Source organism: Candidatus Bathyarchaeota archaeon, from assembly GCA_026014745.1.
GTDB lineage: Archaea > Thermoproteota > Bathyarchaeia > Bathyarchaeales > Bathycorpusculaceae > Bathycorpusculum.
On sequence record JAOZHS010000001.1, the window covers coordinates 1,195,478 to 1,211,861 of the forward strand.

13 protein-coding genes and 1 tRNA gene are annotated in these 16,384 nt (G+C 46.0%); 8 read left to right on the forward strand and 6 right to left on the reverse strand.

Annotation, left to right across the window (positions count from 1 at the left end):
* The first annotated feature begins 35 nt into the window (after positions 1-35).
* The 4 genes from NWE92_06330 to NWE92_06345 all read left to right on the forward strand — a co-directional run bounded on the left by NWE92_06330 (position 36) and on the right by NWE92_06345 (position 4,239).
* Positions 36-614, forward strand: coding sequence for a hypothetical protein (locus NWE92_06330; GenBank protein ID MCW4029246.1), 579 nt, complete (start codon positions 36-38; stop codon positions 612-614).
* A gap of 144 nt (positions 615-758) precedes the next feature.
* Positions 759-2,102, forward strand: a complete 1,344-nt coding sequence (locus tag NWE92_06335) for an Nre family DNA repair protein (protein MCW4029247.1) — start codon at positions 759-761, stop codon at positions 2,100-2,102.
* A 47-nt stretch (positions 2,103-2,149) separates the two neighbouring features.
* A complete protein-coding gene (locus tag NWE92_06340; protein MCW4029248.1) occupies positions 2,150-3,763 on the forward strand; it encodes a hypothetical protein in 1,614 nt (537 codons plus the stop codon).
* Between the two features lie 50 nt (positions 3,764-3,813).
* A complete protein-coding gene (locus NWE92_06345) occupies positions 3,814-4,239 on the forward strand; it encodes an NUDIX hydrolase (GenBank protein ID MCW4029249.1) in 426 nt (141 codons plus the stop codon).
* A gap of 25 nt (positions 4,240-4,264) precedes the next feature.
* Here NWE92_06345 and NWE92_06350 read toward each other — a convergent pair whose 3' ends face one another.
* The 3 genes from NWE92_06350 to NWE92_06360 all read right to left on the reverse strand — a co-directional run bounded on the left by NWE92_06350 (position 4,265) and on the right by NWE92_06360 (position 7,863).
* Positions 4,265-5,671 (reverse strand): hypothetical protein, encoded by a 1,407-nt coding sequence (locus NWE92_06350; protein ID MCW4029250.1) that lies wholly within the window; start codon positions 5,669-5,671, stop codon positions 4,265-4,267.
* A gap of 370 nt (positions 5,672-6,041) precedes the next feature.
* Positions 6,042-6,989 carry an SPFH/Band 7/PHB domain protein gene (locus tag NWE92_06355; GenBank protein MCW4029251.1) on the reverse strand — a complete coding sequence of 316 codons (948 nt, stop codon included), beginning with the start codon at positions 6,987-6,989 and terminating at the stop codon, positions 6,042-6,044.
* A gap of 160 nt (positions 6,990-7,149) precedes the next feature.
* The gene (locus NWE92_06360) at positions 7,150-7,863 is read right to left on the reverse strand and encodes a hypothetical protein (protein ID MCW4029252.1); all 714 of its coding nucleotides are present in this window, start codon (positions 7,861-7,863) and stop codon (positions 7,150-7,152) included.
* Between the two features lie 296 nt (positions 7,864-8,159).
* Here NWE92_06360 and NWE92_06365 point away from each other — a divergent pair, with 296 nt between their 5' ends.
* Positions 8,160-9,296: a hypothetical protein gene (locus NWE92_06365; protein ID MCW4029253.1), complete on the forward strand. Its 1,137-nt coding sequence runs from the start codon at positions 8,160-8,162 to the stop codon at positions 9,294-9,296.
* Positions 9,297-9,341: 45 nt separating this feature from the next.
* Here NWE92_06365 and NWE92_06370 read toward each other — a convergent pair.
* Positions 9,342-9,417 (reverse strand) — tRNA-Arg (locus NWE92_06370).
* Positions 9,418-9,670: 253 nt separating this feature from the next.
* Here NWE92_06370 and NWE92_06375 point away from each other — a divergent pair.
* Positions 9,671-10,546 (forward strand): radical SAM protein, encoded by an 876-nt coding sequence (locus NWE92_06375; protein ID MCW4029254.1) that lies wholly within the window; start codon positions 9,671-9,673, stop codon positions 10,544-10,546.
* 83 nt (positions 10,547-10,629) lie between these two features.
* Here NWE92_06375 and NWE92_06380 read toward each other — a convergent pair whose 3' ends face one another.
* Positions 10,630-10,857, reverse strand: a complete 228-nt coding sequence (locus NWE92_06380; protein MCW4029255.1) for a hypothetical protein — start codon at positions 10,855-10,857, stop codon at positions 10,630-10,632.
* 61 nt (positions 10,858-10,918) lie between these two features.
* Positions 10,919-13,519: a PQQ-binding-like beta-propeller repeat protein gene (locus NWE92_06385; GenBank protein MCW4029256.1), complete on the reverse strand. Its 2,601-nt coding sequence runs from the start codon at positions 13,517-13,519 to the stop codon at positions 10,919-10,921.
* A 415-nt stretch (positions 13,520-13,934) separates the two neighbouring features.
* Between NWE92_06385 and rnhB the strand changes: the two genes are divergently transcribed.
* Both rnhB and NWE92_06395 read left to right on the forward strand, forming a co-directional pair.
* The gene (rnhB, locus tag NWE92_06390) at positions 13,935-14,597 is read left to right on the forward strand and encodes a ribonuclease HII (GenBank protein ID MCW4029257.1); all 663 of its coding nucleotides are present in this window, start codon (positions 13,935-13,937) and stop codon (positions 14,595-14,597) included.
* Positions 14,598-14,695: 98 nt separating this feature from the next.
* On the forward strand, positions 14,696-16,378 hold the full coding sequence (locus tag NWE92_06395) for a CBS domain-containing protein (protein MCW4029258.1): 1,683 nt from the start codon (positions 14,696-14,698) through the stop codon (positions 16,376-16,378).
* Positions 16,379-16,384 lie beyond the last annotated feature (6 nt).

Genomic DNA, 16,384 nt, shown 5'->3' on the forward strand with positions numbered 1-16,384 from the left:
CATGTAGAGAGTGTAACTGTTTTTGGGGACTCAACTTGAAATACAAGAGTCTGCACCAAACAGCAAAAGAAATAGACAACCTAATAGACGCAACCTTACCTGCTAAAACCGCGCCTTTCCCGCCACAAGAAGAAGTAAAAAAATTGGTTTCGTGGTTGTTTCCCGATCTGTATCTAAAAAGTTCGGGGTGGCACAAACTCGTTTTTGGGTTCCGCTCACAAAACCAAAAAGTAGTCCTAAAAGTGGGCTCAAAGAAAACAATTGAAAATGACCATCGCGCCTACAAACGCGTCCCCGAAGCTATACGTCATCAACTTTTCGCCCGCATCTTTTGGCACACAAAATATTGCCTGCTCCAACAATACGGCTACCCCGCTCATGTATCGCAGGCTCAGTTGACGCGAATTCGGCTGATTGTTTATCGCTATGGGCTCTCTGATGTTAAAGCTGAAAACCTAAAAAACGTTGACGGTTCTCTGAAAATAATCGATGCAAACGTCAATCGTATTCCGTTGCCTACTGTGGCTCGGAAACTTGATGAGGTTAAACCAAAGTTGCCCAAGCAGTTGGTTAATGTAATCAAGAAGGTTACGCGGATGAGTTCAGACAGATAAAACAACTGAAGCATGTTTTGGACCTGATTTTTGCTTTGGGCAAATATGTGACAAATATGTACAAACTTGCTCTGAGGGGTCAACGGGAAATTTCATTAAACAAATGCAGAAAGCATATCAGACCAAAAAACAAAATACACCACAATGACTACAGCCACAACCGCCACCAGCAACACAAGTAACCCTAACAATTGGCTAGTGGATTTTATAAAAAACGTTAACCACTCTGCACTTGACCAGCAGCGCATAACCACACGCAATGAGAGCAGCCTCTGCGTTATCTGTAAGGGAGCCCGTTTCTTATGCGGTAAAACCCGATGCCCCATAATGGTGAAAGTCAACACCTTTCTCAAAACCGTACCTCTCATGTCCACCGAAGACATTGATGGTATGTCCCCGCCCAGCGTCTTCATCGGTCGAATAGGTTACCCAAACGTTTACGCTGGCCCCCTTGTGCCCCCAGTGCACGAAGACACTGCCATCTATGACTTGCCTGAGCGTTGGTTTGGGAAATCTATGGATGAAATTGTAGGGTTCCGAAGCCTTCTGGTCCGCGGAAAACACCGCGTTAACGTGACAAAGATGGGGGAAGCAGGCAAGATTTTGGAGCAGACCCGCGAGTTAGCCTTAGTTGACACAAGCGTAGACATCGAACTCAACCTCACCAAAAAACCCCGCGGCTCCATCTATCTTGATGATGACGTGCAGCCCTTTGGTCCATCAGCGCCCATACGTGACCTCCGCGTGGGCAACGCACGCTACGATGACAAAATCGAGAAAGCCTATTACGATACGGATTTGCTGGCAACCAATGCTGTAGTTGAGTTGTATAGCCGCGGCGTTATGGTTTCAAAGATTCAAAAAGCATTTAGCGTCGGCGCGTTTGGGGTGGAAAAAAATAGGCGACTGGTTCCAACACGCTGGAGCATAACAGCCGTAGACGACATTATTAGCAAAAACCTTGTGCAGAAGGTCAAAACCTTCCCCGAAATCAACGAATACCGCGTGTACGAATCCATCTATCTTGATAACGTGTTTGAGATTCTGATGATTCCGGGACAGTGGAGTTACGAGTCGATGGAGGCATGGTACCCCGGCACAGTCTGGAACCCTGCAGGCTCTAACGTCGCCATCTTTAGTGACTGGGAAGGAAATAATGGACGCACAACCTACGCCTCAATCGGCGGCTGCTACTATAGCGCACGTTTAGCCATCTGTGAGCAACTCCAAAAAGAACGGCGCCAAGGAACCGCAATCGTTCTACGCGAAGCACGCCCCGGCTACATTATGCCCATTGGCGTCTGGCAAGTCCGCGAAAACGTCCGCAACGCCATGAAACAAAAACCCTACAAATTCAACACGCTCGCGGCTGCATTGCAGTTTTTAAGCGGAAAATTCGAGATACCCCTGCAAAGATGGATAACGCAAAGCGAGTTGCTAAAGAGGGCGCTTTTCCAAAAGAAAATCAGCGACTTCTTCAGTGGATAGACAAAAAATTAAAGAAGCAACCGACCAATACTTGAGCAGTAACGGCTATGTTTAGTTTAACGGTTAAACGGTTCAGTTTACCCTTCTGGAACCCAAAACAAAACGAATCCGATGTGGAGGCAGCTGCGGTGTTTGCTGTGGCTGAACTTGAGCGGAGCAAGGGCAGCGGGTTTTTGAAAAAGCAACCCACCGAACGCCTTGCCTACCTTGCTAAGGTTGCCTATCCACTGTGGCTGTTTCCCAGAAATGGCGCGGTCTACGTTTTTGATGCCCTTGACGGAGCCGATTACAAGTTGGGTTATCTTGAGACGCCCCCCGCTAAAGCCTTCGAAGAAAGCCTTGAAGCAAGTAGCCAACCTCGAGAGAACTATATGGCGTTTCTGGTTGACCACGCGAATTATTTTGCTAATCCAAAAGAGAAAGTCTTAACGCTTCACGGTTTACTTGCTGCTCCAGAGTTTTTAGAAGAGTTTAACGTTTATCGCAAAGAAGCATCAGAAATAGCCGTACCTGCAAATGTGGGGTGGCTTTTGCCGATACTTGATGAACCAACGGTCACTGCTACATTAAACGACTTGGAGACTCTGAGGGAATATTTACGGGAAGATACCCAGAGACTCCCCGAATGCGCACGGAGCATCAACAAAACCACGGCGCAGTACCTAAGTGAACTAGATTATGAAGCGGCAGCGGCTGTGGAAGAGATTGACGCCAAAATCAGAGCGCAAGAGGAGCTGACTAATCCCCAAATCGCCAAACTGAACAAGGATTACAAACGCAAAATTGACGACTTAACCGACAGCTTTGACCAAGAACTTGATAGATTGGCTAAGCAAAAGACAAAAACTGAGAACGCCATCAGGGATACTGAGGCGGAAATTAGTGCGTACGAGCGCGAGGCAAAGGCGCATTCTAAGAAGGGGCATGCTGGTTATGAAAAGCATTGGAAAGAAAAAGCAAAGATAACTAACAAGGAGCTGGGGAACCTCAAGAAGGCCCATAAAAAGTTGGATGACGCCGTCAAGAAGGTTTCAGCTCAGAAATCTAAGAGCATCGCCAAGCTGTATGCTGAGTTGGATGAGGAAGTAAAGTTAGCTCGGCAGCCCCTGCTTCAACTCGAAATCAACCGCGAAGCCAAAACCCGAACATTCAAAGAACAAACCCAACGGCTACTTGCCCTTGAAAAACCCGTACTTGAAGGGCTAAGCCAAACCATAAAGCTACGTGGCGCAGTAAACGCAAACTTTGAAGCCCTTACCCTCAAAGACGCCCAACTAAAAACAACTAGCCTAATCTATGTGTCCTTCTACGTTGCATGTTACGAAGCGGGATTAAACCGCCGCTATCTCACCATGCCTCCCGCAACATTAGCGAACGTTAATTTTTCATCCAAACTCAAAAACGCACTGGGCATGTCAAAAACCAAAAACATGCTAACTCCACGTTTCTCAACCCTTGCTGAAATAATCCGAAAAGTCGACAACCACGTTAAACAAAACAGTGCCTTTGAAACGCAGCTGTTCACTTTGAGCCAAAAAAATAATCTTTTAGATAATCGCGCCTTCTTTGAGAATGCGTCGCGGGGCTTAGATTATCTTCTGTATCAGGGGTGGCTGTCTGAGCGTGAAAAAGAATATTTGGGCAACCGCTTAGTGTCGTAGTGCTGAGTCGGCTTCTCGATAGGGTTATTGGATACTAAAAACATTAGAGTATGAGCGCAATGAAGAAATATACTGGAAAAACCTCAACAGCCATAATCCCCTACCCAAACAACCAAATCCTGCTTATCAAACGTAAAACCCGCCCCTTCGTGGGATACTGGGCACTACCCGGCGGCAGAATGGACCCCGAAGAACTCATAGAACAAACCGTCATCCGAGAAGTCAAAGAAGAAACTGGGCTCGACGCCGAAATCGTCTGCAAAGTCGGCGAATACGTTGAACGCGGCATAAAAGACGACATCGACTACGAATATTACCCCACCTGCTTTGTAGTTAAGCCCACCGGGGGCGAACTAAGAAAGCAGGACAGCGAAATCCAAGAAATGCAACTTTTTAGCCTTGACAGGTTGCCGACTCCGTTGGCTTTTGAGCATGAAAGGATGCTAAACGATTACCGTCAACAGAAGCAGCTATAGGCGTAAAAATAGACGTAGTGATGGGTCAGGTTTTTTCTAAGGTGTTTTTAGGCAGCTTGGGTATTTTCGAGTTGGCTAAGGCTTCCTCGATGGTTTTGCCTTCGCTTACTTTCATATTGTAGGCAGCGGCGTAGTTGCGTGCGTTTTCTGTTAAGTTGGGAATCACAAATATCAGTGCGTCGCAGTCGACGTCGTTTATCATACCGTAGATGCGTGTCATCTCTTCGAGGTCAACGGGTTTGCTTGATATCAGGACTTGGATGACCGTGTTGCCGTTGTCTCGGCGAAGAACCGAACCCGTCAACACGCCACGTCTAGGCTCAACCCAACCCACTTTTCCTAGCAACAAGATATCAAAGAGATGCTGCGTTCCTGAGCGTCCACTTACAAACGCGGGTGCCACAAAAGTGTAGCCTAACGCTTTGAAGAAGTTGGTGACAGCTTCGATGGGTTTTATCTGCTTTAGGTTCTTGGCGGGATTCTCAGCGTTGGGACTGTACTTGTAGAGGAGTAGTTCTGGTTCCTCGTCTAACTGCGCTGTTGCGCCGCAGTCGTCACATTTTATAACCAGCAAGGGGTCGCCGCTTCTGATATTGCAGCTAAGACACGTGTATGCTGGCGGCAGTATGCGGTAGTCGGAGCCGATGAGTTGAAGTTTACCTTTACACTTAGGGCAAATTAAATCGCCGTTAGCGGATTCAAAGGCTGCTTGACGGTCCACGACGCCGCAGTCAAGGTGCTCGATTAAGCCTTCTTTACGGAGCCGTAGCGACATGCATTCAGGGCATAGTTTTTTAACTCTAACATTTGCAGAGCCACAAGCCATACAAATAATCACTTTATCGACAAGTTGAGCTTTAAGCATACCCTTGCGGACCAATGAATCGAGGGCTTGCCGCATGCGTTTGGTTTCCCAATCTAACTGCGGAACGCCATCAAAACCATAGCCTTCCATCTTGCAGGCGCTTACAACTGGACTAATTTGGGTGACTTTACCATAGAGGAAAAGCTCCATGATAACCTGTTCGTCTTCAAGCAAGCATTGATCGGTAAATTCGGGTTCTGGCTCTTTGGATAGCAGCATGATGTCTGTTCCGTTTTGGTTTTCGGTTTTGTTCAAGATTTTGTTAACAGATGCAGCTATGTCTTGTTTATTCTCGGAGCAATTAGCCTGTTTTTGTTTTTGGTGAGTTTGGTATTGGACGACTTGGAATGCTGAACCAAAACCAAGCGCTAAGGCTGCCTCAAATGTGCAAATCAAAACCAGCGCTACAGCGAAAGCTAAGTTGCTGCCTAACATGTTAAAGACTGGTAGGGCGCCTAAGTCGTAGTATAATTCGGAAAAGAAATTCAGGTTTGCTATACTTGAACTGTAAACCACTGCGGGAACCGCTAACCCCACCCCTGCAGCTGAAGCGAAAGTGGCTAACACAATGATTTTGCGGTTGACTGTTTTTAGGGGAGCTAACTCGAAAAGGACGCCTAAGATGCATCCGACGGTTAGCGCGAATAGTGGCGCGACGAATGAGAGTGTTGAAGTTATAGCGGGTCACCTTTTATTTTGTTTTGAGCCTTCGACATGTAGACGACGGCAATGCCAATCCATGCGGATTAAACAGCAACAGTAGGGCTCACTTTGGACATAAGCATTTTTGAGAACCATGATTAACAAAACTTATCAAAAATTATTTTCAAGCATGAAAAGAAAACCTGACAAAGCTTTTTGGCTCTAGGAACTCAAATTCTCAAACCACAATAAAAAATGAAAAATAAAGAAAAGGTGCCTAAGCACCCTTAGCTGCTTATCTCGTGTTTTTGGGGTTTGGGGGTGGAATTGGCGCAGGGATTATGGTGGCTTTAGCGAGGTTCTCTTGTTCATTGAGGATTAAGGATATTGCTTTTCCTTCTGGCACAATGATTTTAGAGTTGTTCTGTAGTGACGCTGAAATGGTCTCGAGTTGCTTGAACACGACTGCGCTGTCTTTGAAGTAGGTGGTTAAGGCTTCGTTGCGTAGTTTAGTTGCTTGGGCGTCTCCTTCCGCGATGGCTATGGTTGCCGTTTTCTGTCCTTCTGCTTGCAAAATCGCCGCCTGCTTCATACCCTCCGCCACTTGGATTGCCGCGTTCTTCTGTCCGCTGGCTAAGGTGGCTTGGGCAATGGCGGTTTTCTCAGCTGCCTGCCGCTCGTTGTCTGCACGTAAAACCGACTCCATGGAACTCATTAGCCCTTTGGGTGGCTCTAAGTCTTTGATTTCGGCGCGTACGATTTCGATGCCCCAATCTTTTGTTTGTTCGTCGAGGGCTTCTTTGAGTTTGGCGTTAATTATGGGTCGGCTTGTGTTGGCAACAGCCATATCCATGCCGCCGATGATGTCACGCAATACTGTTCGCGCTAAAGTGTCGATTTGGCTTTCGTAGTTAGCTACGAAATATTGAGACGATTTAACATCTTTCTCGTCGGGCTTAACCCGATAGAAAACCACGGCGTCGACACCCATGAATACTTTGTCTTTGGTGATTACGTCTTGTCGTTGTACGCCAGTCATGTTTTCGGTAATGTTGACTTTTATTATGCGGTCAACAAAGGGCACCAAAAAAGTGATGCCTGAATCTACAAACCGATAATATTTGCCTAGCCGCTCAACCAAGCCTTTCTCGGTTGGACGGACAATGCGAAGCGAAGATACAGCGACATAGACGACTATGACGATGGGTACGACTATTGCTAAGATTGTAAATATATCTACCATATTATCTCTCTCCCCTAAAGGATTCTTCATCTTATGCATACGGTGGGCACATTTAAAATTTGTTATTAGAACAACAAAACAGCCAGCAACCAATAATTATTTGATGCAAAAATACCGAACCAACGGTCACTATGAACCAAACGGTACCGTATAAGAACACTTAGCCCAACTTGATTTCATAATCAAATGCAGAAGTCTGAGGGCTTAGGACATAAGCCATACCCGCCCACGCAAACCGATTCTGGACCCTCTCACGACCACAAAAAAACTGTGCCCCCTCCCGCTGACTCATAGCAAAAGATAAACCAAAATCGACAGTTGAAAAACAGCCCCGCCCCGACGTAACTTTGGACCAGCCCCCCACAGTGGAGTCATCCTGATGACTACCCTCGCCATCTTGAAAATTTACGAAGAAGTCTGCACCTTGTTCATTTAAAAAAATTATTTCTCGGCAACCCTTCTGTTCAACAGAGGACACGTCAGCGTTTATTTTGATATTGCCCGGTTCAAGATGGTATGTAACAGTGATTTCGCCTTGCGAAGAGGCTTCAACGAAACAAGTCTTTATCCCCAAGGTTTTTCTTAGCATCATAACATAGTTGAAAAGAGAACTTGACTTCTTTTGGTTCAAGTAAGAGACCTCAAAAGCTCTGTGAAATACGCGGTAAACAGCGTTGTTGATGAACATGCCTTTTAGCTGTTTTTCTGACACCACATTTAAGCTGAAAACCTTACGAATAATTGTCTCCTTGGCGTCTTGCTGCTCCAAAAAGACTGCGGCTTTACTGGAAAAAAAGGTTTTGTCAGCGTATTTTACTACTGGGACACCAAAACCTGCGCCCTCCTCCACTAACTCGACGCCCCTATATACCAAGATTAACCCTTTTTGCAGTGCGGCAATTTCAAGGTTTTCTGGCCGATTGTCCGGGTAGAGTCTAATGCTTAGGTTTTGGTCAACTTGAAAAGTATACGGCTTCTCCAGTCTTATCTAAATTCCACCAAAAACTTTAGCGCTTCTAAAGACGGTGCTTTGCTGTTTGGCAAAGTCTATCTTTAGGCAACAACAAAGTAGTAGATAGGAGGATTTAATCCTTAAGATTTTTAGATAAAAAACTATCCATATGGAAATTTGTTATTCCAATACGGCTACTGATTCCCCTCTTAATAGTTGTGCTAATCAAAATTGCAGCTGCAACCTACATCTACTTCAGCCTCAACATCGGGATAGACGGCACCTTCTGGGCAGACCCCACCCGAGTCTACAATTGGCCACAAAATCAAGCCCTAATCCAATACACTACAGGACCCGTTAGGTGGCCTCTGACTTTTCTGGGTTGGGATAGCGCATGGTACCTAAGCATAATGACCAATGGTTACGCAGTGTCAAATCAGAGTTATGCGTTCTCGCCTGGGCTACCATTCTTCGCCAATTCCTTAAACCTAGTCTTTTTGTCACCAACGGTTTCATTGGTTATTGTTACTTTACTTTTTGGGGTTCTCTGGATTCCGCTCTACCAACTATTTGCTGAAAAATATGTAAGTAAAGCGGGTGCCCTGCTGTCTGTGTTACTCTTGGCTTTTTCTCCTTACCTGTTTGTCTTCACAACAGTCGCGTATACTGAGGGTCTTTTTCTGTTTTTTGTTCTGGTTTCATGGGTTCTGTTGCAACGGGGTCACAGTGTTGGCGCCTCATTTATTGCCGCGTTGGCACCGTTGATGCGTATCATGGGCATACTAATGATAGCACCGCTACTGTACAATGCCCTAAAAAGCCCCGTTCATCGACTTCGAAACGTGTTCCTGAGTTTTTTGCCTTTGGTGTCGCTTTTGGCGTGGTTTGCAAGTTTTGCTCTAAGCACGGGGGATATGTTGGCGACTTTTCACACAACCGAGTGGAGTCAACTATACTCGGTTAGAACACTAATTTTTGAAGGCTTCCCCCAGTATGGAGTCAACGCCTTTTCATACGGGGTATATCCAAGTGCGCCTGTGTTGACAGATTGGCTTTTTCCCTATGGTATCGTCGTATCCTTTGCCATACCTCTTTTGATGCTGGTTTTGCTTTGGAAAAAAGATAAAGCGCTGTGGCTTTATGCCGCGTTGGGCTATTTGGGGATTGCCGCTTTTGGCGCCATCGCGTCCGCGCCCAGATTTTTTTCGGTTCTGTTTCCCCTTTGGATACCCCTCGCAGCCCTGCTCTCAGAAAACAAAAAATCCCTAATTGCCACCGCAATCTTGTCTGGTCTCTTTTTGGTTGTCGCAGTTGAATTTTGGCTGAGTTTTTTGAGTGGAGAATTCGTTGCATAGGTTGAGATAAACAATTAGGAGCCAGAAACAGGGTTGATGGGGAAGCGGGTCCGGTGGGATTTGAACCCACGATCTCCGGCTCCGAAGGCCGACACCTTAATCCGTGCTAGGCTACGAACCCTTTTCCGTACAATAGCAGCCTAGGATACGGTGTTAAAAGTGATATAGGGTTATTTATGCGTTGCAGGTTTCATCGGTCCGTTTTTGTCCTTGAGACAGTTGTATAAACTAAATCCCCTACATAGCTACGGTTAAGAAAAAAATTTTGCAACGAAAATAGCAATAATATTGATTCTTATGAACCCAACATATCTTCCCGAAAAACTCGCCTTTCCATAGGAATCATTTAACTAAAGCGAATGCAAACGTCGCATATGAAAAATTTGAAGCTGTTACCCTACTTTTTATGGCTTGAAGTTAAGAGAGTCATCTTTAGCAAGAAGTATTTTGCAGAAATCGACATAACCGATAATTGTAATCTTAGATGTAGACACTGTTATCATTTTCACGGAAAAACCGATTTTAAAAGCCAAGAATTGCCGCTTTCTGTTTGGGAAAAAAGGTTTAGAGACCTTCACAAATCGGGGGTGAGGGCTGTTATGCTTGTAGGCGGTGAACCTGCCTTAAGACCCGATGTTTTGATGCTTGCTGACAAAGTGTTTCCCATAGTATATGTCATAACAAATGGAACCATAAAAGTACCCGACGATTTCAACCATAGATTATTCGTTTCAGTCGATGGAACACCAAAAACAAACGATTTTATCAGAGGAAAAAACTCCTTCACAAGATTAATGGAAAACTACTCAAAAGATAAACGCGTCATCATCAACATGACCCTGACTTCAAACAACTACAAAGAACTCGAAGAGGTTACAGCAATAGCGGAAAAAAACGGTTTTGATGGTGTAGTATGTAATATATGCTCAGGGGTAATTGACTGCGATTCTAACTTGTTTATGGATGACAGAACAAATTTAATCCACGAAATGAGAAGAGTAAAAGAGCTATACCCGAAGCTTTTTCTGATGACCAAAAGCATGATCAAATGGTATGAAAAGCCCGATCACACAAAATGGTGCGCATGGGGTAGCGAAACATTGCATCTGGATGTTTTTTGGAAAAAAAGAAGATGTTTCACTAATAATGCTGATTGCTCCAATTGCGGTTGTTTTGCAGGTGCCTTTCAAACGCCTCTAAAGATGATAAAGAATCTAAATACAATGATCAAAATAGCCACCCTCAGATAACTCACCCAAAAAAAGCTGCCCGAAGTTACTCAATGGTGTAGAAGGCCTCTTTAGCAGCATTTTGCAGCTCTAAGGGCGTCGATTTAACCACGCGAAGAATGCTCGATGGTGTACCCGTTGTTAACATAGACTATCTCTATGTCAGGAAATTGGGTTTTTATTGTTTTTTTAAGATTTTCTAAGTCTTTATCGTAGGCTTTTAGGATGAGTGCGCGTGGTTTGACTTTGTTGCTTGTTTTTTGCTTCAAATAGTCCTCTTGGTTTTGCATGTCAGGGTTAATTTCTTTTTTTAGGGTTAACTGGATGGTCATTTCTTTGAGTTCTCATAAGATATTAAAAAAATGGGGGAGGGGATTGTTGGTTCACCTATGTTTATGGGCGTTTTCGCAGGACAAGTATTGTTATTGCGAATCCGATTATCAAAATGATGATGATGGCTATCACTGATGGCAAAAAGTATGTGTCCACCATATTTGAGGGTGGTGCGGCTGTTGCTGTTGCTGGAGTTGTGGTTTCGTCGACTGCGACTGCGGTTTCTGAATGGGATGGCCAGTATGATTCGGTTCCGCCAAAGGTTGCAATGATGGTGTATTTGCCTGCGATGTCGGGGTTCCATTGGTAGCTGTAGAAGCCGTTTTCGTCGCTTGTTGCTTCGCCGATGTTGCGGTAGTTGCCGTTACTGTCGATGACGTCTAAGCTGACTGGGACGCCCACGGTGTTGTCAGGGCGCGGTTTTTGCATGTAGACGTATTGCATCCAGTCGCTCATGCTTTCGTCAGACACTGCTGGAACGCCAGTTGGGAATCTTGCCGCCTGCTCAGCTTGGGTGGTGCCGGAAGCTAAGTCGATGACGCTGCCTTCGATTAGCACGCTGCTGCCTAGCACTGAAACTTTTGGTGATGCGGTGACTGAGGTTTGGCTTGGGCCTTTGCCGATGGTGTAGATTTGGTTGTCGTAGAGGTTGAGGTACGTGTAGAATCCGTCTGCGATTGCGAAGCCAGTAGAAACTTGGCCTATGCCTCCTGCCGAGGAGGGTGTGGCTGCGTCTAGTGACCAGATTACTTCGCCGGTGGTTGCGTTGAGGCAGTAGGTTTTGGTGTCTTTCCAGTAGGGGGCGTTGCGGGAGTGTTCGGCGGTGCCTAAGTAGATTTTTCCATCAGCCACACAGTTCACGGCTAATGGATAGTTTGTGTAAGGTGTTGCTAACCCGCTGGGTACGCTGAAGTTCCAAATTACATTTCCGTTTGCGCAGTCATAGGCGTAGATTGTGCCGTAGCCGCTGTGGTATAGGTTGCCGTATGCGACCGCCCAGCCTGTGCTGTAGAAGCCCCATGCGTCTTCGGGCTGTGATGTCCATAATAGGTCTCCGTTGTCCATGCTGTAGCCTGAAAACGTTAAGGCGTCTCGGGACCACATGGTGAAGACTCGGTTTGTTGGGTCAACTGGTCCTTGTAGTAGGGTTTGGTTGCCTGAGGGTGCATTGTAGCTCTTTGTCCATAAGAGTTGGCCGCGGCTTTCGGGTTTGAGGTTTATTGCCCACATCGTCCATGGATTGGGGGTACCCCACTCAGTGATTCCGGCAAAAGTACTGCTAGTTCCTAATGCTATGTCATCAGGAATTACTTTTACAATTGCTGGTGATGGCCCGGGTAATGTGGGTATGGTTGCGTTCCATGAAAAGGCGGTGCTTGCGTCCACGGTCTTCCCTATAGGTCTCCATTGGAAGAAGCCTGAACTAGTTGTGTCGTTTGCGTTAGTTCTGGATGTTATTGCACCGATATTGGTGTTGTTCCATAAAGCTATCCACTTGGCTGTGGCGTTTAGTTGGTAGAAGACGATTTCCCCGTTAGGGGTGTAGTAGGTTGTGGTTCCAAAAGTTGAGGATCCTGCTCCAGCTGGGACATTGTACATGCTGTATAGCCAGTTGCCTGTTAGGGGGTCATATGCAGTCCAGTTGGTTGGCGTTGCGGGGGCGCCGTAGCCGCCAATACCACTTACGCTCCATAAGTAGCCGTTGGGGATGACACCGTGTTGATTGAATGATTCATAATCATAGAGTTGGGCAAATGATGGCATTGTCATGTTTTGCCAGAAAATAAGTTCACCCGTTCGCAAGTCCACACAGTTATATCCGCCGCCAGTTGCAGAATTGCTCTTAGGTACGGCGTAGTATAGTCGTCCATAGATTACCAGCGGCGTGCCAAATCTGCCTTCATACGCGGTTCCGTCGTAGTAAGTCATGCCATCGATGCCCGTGCCCGTTCCACCCACTACACCGCCGTCTAACATGGGTTTTGACCACATGACGTGGGCGCTAGAGGGTGCTGTGCCGTCAGGTTGGAATCTTGCGGCTTGCTGTGGACCTAACCAGTTTGATCCAATCACGTACCAGTTGTCGTTTTGTCCTTCTATGGGTCGTGTCCAGTATTCGGTTGGGAGCGGATAGATGGGGGGACTAGGTATGGATTCTTCTTGTACTGTTATTGATGTTGTTCCGCTTGCTTCTAGAAAAGTATCGTTTAGATATTGAATCGGGCCGCCAAAGCCCATATTGTTATAGATCCCTGTTCCGGTGCTGCCTGTTAATATTTGGGGTCCAAAGCGCGCGGTGAATGTGTAGTTGCCCGTGGTTTCGGGGGTGAAAATGTAGTAGCTGCCGCCGACTGGGTCAGACGTTAATGGGCCTACTGTTTCTTTGGAACCGTCGGGTGAAATGATGTCTAAGTAGAATAGCCATCTGTCACCGGCGCTGCCCATTGCTGTGGGGGGTATCCAGTTGAGCCAGAACACAACGGTGGCTGGTTGACCGACACCGATTGGGTTGGGTGTGGCGGTTATGTAGATGTAGGGTTGTATTTCCCATGGGGGTGTGTGTGCTTCAGCTATGGTTAGTGACGCAGCGATTGTTGAAAACGATAGTAGTAGAATCAAAAGAATAGAGTTTACACTGTTTTTTGAAATGTTGCTTTTCATAATTATTTTCGCCTTAAATTTTTATTATAACGCGATTTTTGCTGTTTTTTTCTGTAAATAAAACAACTTAGCTGTTGGTATATAAATTTTATGTTAATTGATAATATCGGTGAAAAAAAACCAAAAATTCCGAAAAAAAACATCGAAATAATCGGAAAAATCAAATAAACAACTAGCACATTAGCGCTTTTGATACAAAAAATAGCTGAATTATGTATGCATGTTTTGAGGGTTAACGGCGGAGTGATTCTTTAGATTCTCTGAATAAGGCGGGTAGGTCCACTGACTGTTAGTCCACAAATTCGACTTCTCGAGAATTATGAAACTTGCATCAATAACAACAAAACTTTCGTGTTGGGCGCTTTTGGAAAGCATTATAGCCTAGAAGTCTTAAGCTTCACGCGAGGAACACTTGATGTTGGTTGCTGGCGTGGATGAGGCTGGACGCGGATGCGTAATTGGACCCCTCGTGGTTGCAGGCGTGGCGTTCCAATCAGAAGCATTGCCGCAGTTGGTGGAGTTAGGCGTCAAAGACTCCAAGCTCCTAACGGCTAAGAAGCGGGAAGCCCTTTATCCCGAAATCCTCAAGCTGGCAACAGTGCATCACATCATTAAGGTGCCGCCCATAGAAATTGACAAAGTCGTACACAGCGCCCGACGTCTTCACCGCCTCAACCGACTGGAAGCTCAGACGATGGCGCAGATAATTGAGACGCTCAAGCCCGACCAAGCGTTTGTGGATGCCGCCGATGTTTCAGAGACTCGATACAAAACGCATATCCGCGAATGCATAACCATCAAGACCCGAATAACCTCTAAGCATAAAGCTGACCGCACTTACCCTGTGGTTTCTGCTGCTTCGGTTATTGCTAAGGTGGAACGTGACCGCGAAATTGCGGCTTTGCAGGTTACGTATGGCGATTTTGGCAGTGGCTATTTGACTGATGAGAAGACTGTGGGTTTTTTGCATCGGCTTTTGGATGAGTTTGGGGATTATCCTTGTTGTGTGCGACAATCTTGGGAGCCGGCGAAACGGGTGAAACGTGAGCATGGCTCAACGCAGCAGACTCTGGGATAAAGCTTATTGTATTGTGTAGTGTCCAAAAAGATACAATTTATTAGTATGCTATACGTACCTTATATTTGGGCAAGGCGGGTTTTATAAGGGGTACGTGAATGAGCGAAAAAGATGTAACAAGGTTTCTCCAGATTCTGGGTTTGTCAAAAAGGGAAATTCAAGTTTACATGTTTCTCGCCAAAAGCGGCGTTCAATCCACAAGCTTCGTAGCAAAGCGGCTAAAGATGGAACGGGTTCAGGCTTACCGCACCTTCAAGAAGCTCCAAGAAAAAGGCTTCATCGAAGCCACATTGGAGCGTCCCACGCGGTTTACGATTGTGCCTTTTGAAGCACTTGTGGATAATTTCATTAACGCAAAAAAGAATGAGGTCACAAACCTCAGTGACCAAAAGGGAAACCTTTTGACGGCGTGGCAATCAATCAGCGCCCCCGAATCCGAATACCCCGTCGCCAAATTCTCAATTATCACGGGTAAGAAAAAGATACACTCCAAAATGCTCAGCATGATTGACGAAGCCAAATCTCAAGTTATCTTCCTAACCACTGGGCTAGGGCTCATCCAAGAGGATATCGCTGGGATTTTTGATGCCGCCGTCACGCCTTCACAGGAACGCAACGTCCAATTCCAAATCATAACCGAAATCTCCTCTGACAACCTCAAAGTGGTTGAACGCATCGACCGAAATGTCACCCAAGACAAATTAAACTTCAAAATCCGCCACATCAACATGAGCTCCAAATTCTTCCCGCGCTTCCTAATAAAAGACGAAGAAGAAGCCATCCTCTACGCGCCCTTTGGTAATGAAGCCTCCGTGCTCAACCTCGAAGACGAAGGCTTGTGGATTAACGATAAAATGTTTATCTCGGTTTTGAAGGCGTTTTTCGTGCAGATGTGGCATGGGGGTGTGGATGCTTCTAGGCGTATTGAGGAATTGAAGAGCGGTGTACCCATCGGCGAAACCGTAGTCATCAAGAGTGCTGAAGAAGCCCTTGCTAAGGTCACCTCGATTTTGGAGTCTGCCAAAAAAGAAATCGTGATAATCACCACTTCGCAAAGCATTAACCGCCTCGCGGAAGATGACCCAATAGTGGAGTACTTTAGGCGAGACCTAAAAGTTCAGATAATGGCCTCTATTGACCTTGACAACTTGGAACCCGCACAGAAACTAGCCCAATACTACGAAGTCAAGCATGTCCCCATCAGCTACTTAACCATGATGCTGGTCGATAACAAGTATCTGTTCATGTTCAAAATGCGTCCTCTAACCGATTTAGGCGCTGAATCAGCCTTCTATTTCCCCGACACATTCTACTCCACTGACTCCAGCCAAGTTGAACGCGTCAGCGAAATGTTAAGTGATATCTGGAAACGCGGTATCGACATCGCAGAAATCAGTAGCCAAGCTGGCACCCGACTTCCAACAGTTGAAATACCTACCACGGAGACGTTGGCTAATACTGTGGATAAGATGCTGGAAAATAACGTGAATTCGGTTCTGATTTTGGAGAATCAGCGACCCATAGGCGTCATTAGCGACCGCGATTTGCTCCGAGAGATTGTGGATGAGCACAAAGATCCCCTGCAAACGGTTGCAAAAAACCTCAACTATACGCCCCTTATAATCCTGCGCCCAGATGAATCCATGATTGACGCGATGAGGATACTGTCTAAGAAAGCCTTCAAACGCGCTGCCGTCGTGAAAAATAACCAGTTAATCGGCATGTTAACAGAGTCCGCCGCGAAACGGACGGCGTTACCGATACAGGCATCAACCACGTAGTCGAGT

Excerpts from the sequence above, each read along its gene's own strand:
- NWE92_06340 (MCW4029248.1), top strand. The coding sequence starts at position 2,150 with ATGTTTAGTTTAACGGTTAAACGGTTCAGTTTACCCTTCTGGAACCCA.
- NWE92_06395 (MCW4029258.1), top strand. The coding sequence starts at position 14,696 with ATGAGCGAAAAAGATGTAACAAGGTTTCTCCAGATTCTGGGTTTGTCA.
- rnhB (MCW4029257.1), top strand. The coding sequence starts at position 13,935 with ATGTTGGTTGCTGGCGTGGATGAGGCTGGACGCGGATGCGTAATTGGA.
- NWE92_06355 (MCW4029251.1), bottom strand. The coding sequence starts at position 6,989 with ATGGTAGATATATTTACAATCTTAGCAATAGTCGTACCCATCGTCATA.
- NWE92_06335 (MCW4029247.1), top strand. The coding sequence starts at position 759 with ATGACTACAGCCACAACCGCCACCAGCAACACAAGTAACCCTAACAAT.
- NWE92_06345 (MCW4029249.1), top strand. The coding sequence starts at position 3,814 with ATGAGCGCAATGAAGAAATATACTGGAAAAACCTCAACAGCCATAATC.
- NWE92_06375 (MCW4029254.1), top strand. The coding sequence starts at position 9,671 with ATGAAAAATTTGAAGCTGTTACCCTACTTTTTATGGCTTGAAGTTAAG.
- NWE92_06385 (MCW4029256.1), bottom strand. The coding sequence starts at position 13,519 with ATGAAAAGCAACATTTCAAAAAACAGTGTAAACTCTATTCTTTTGATT.
- NWE92_06380 (MCW4029255.1), bottom strand. The coding sequence starts at position 10,857 with ATGACCATCCAGTTAACCCTAAAAAAAGAAATTAACCCTGACATGCAA.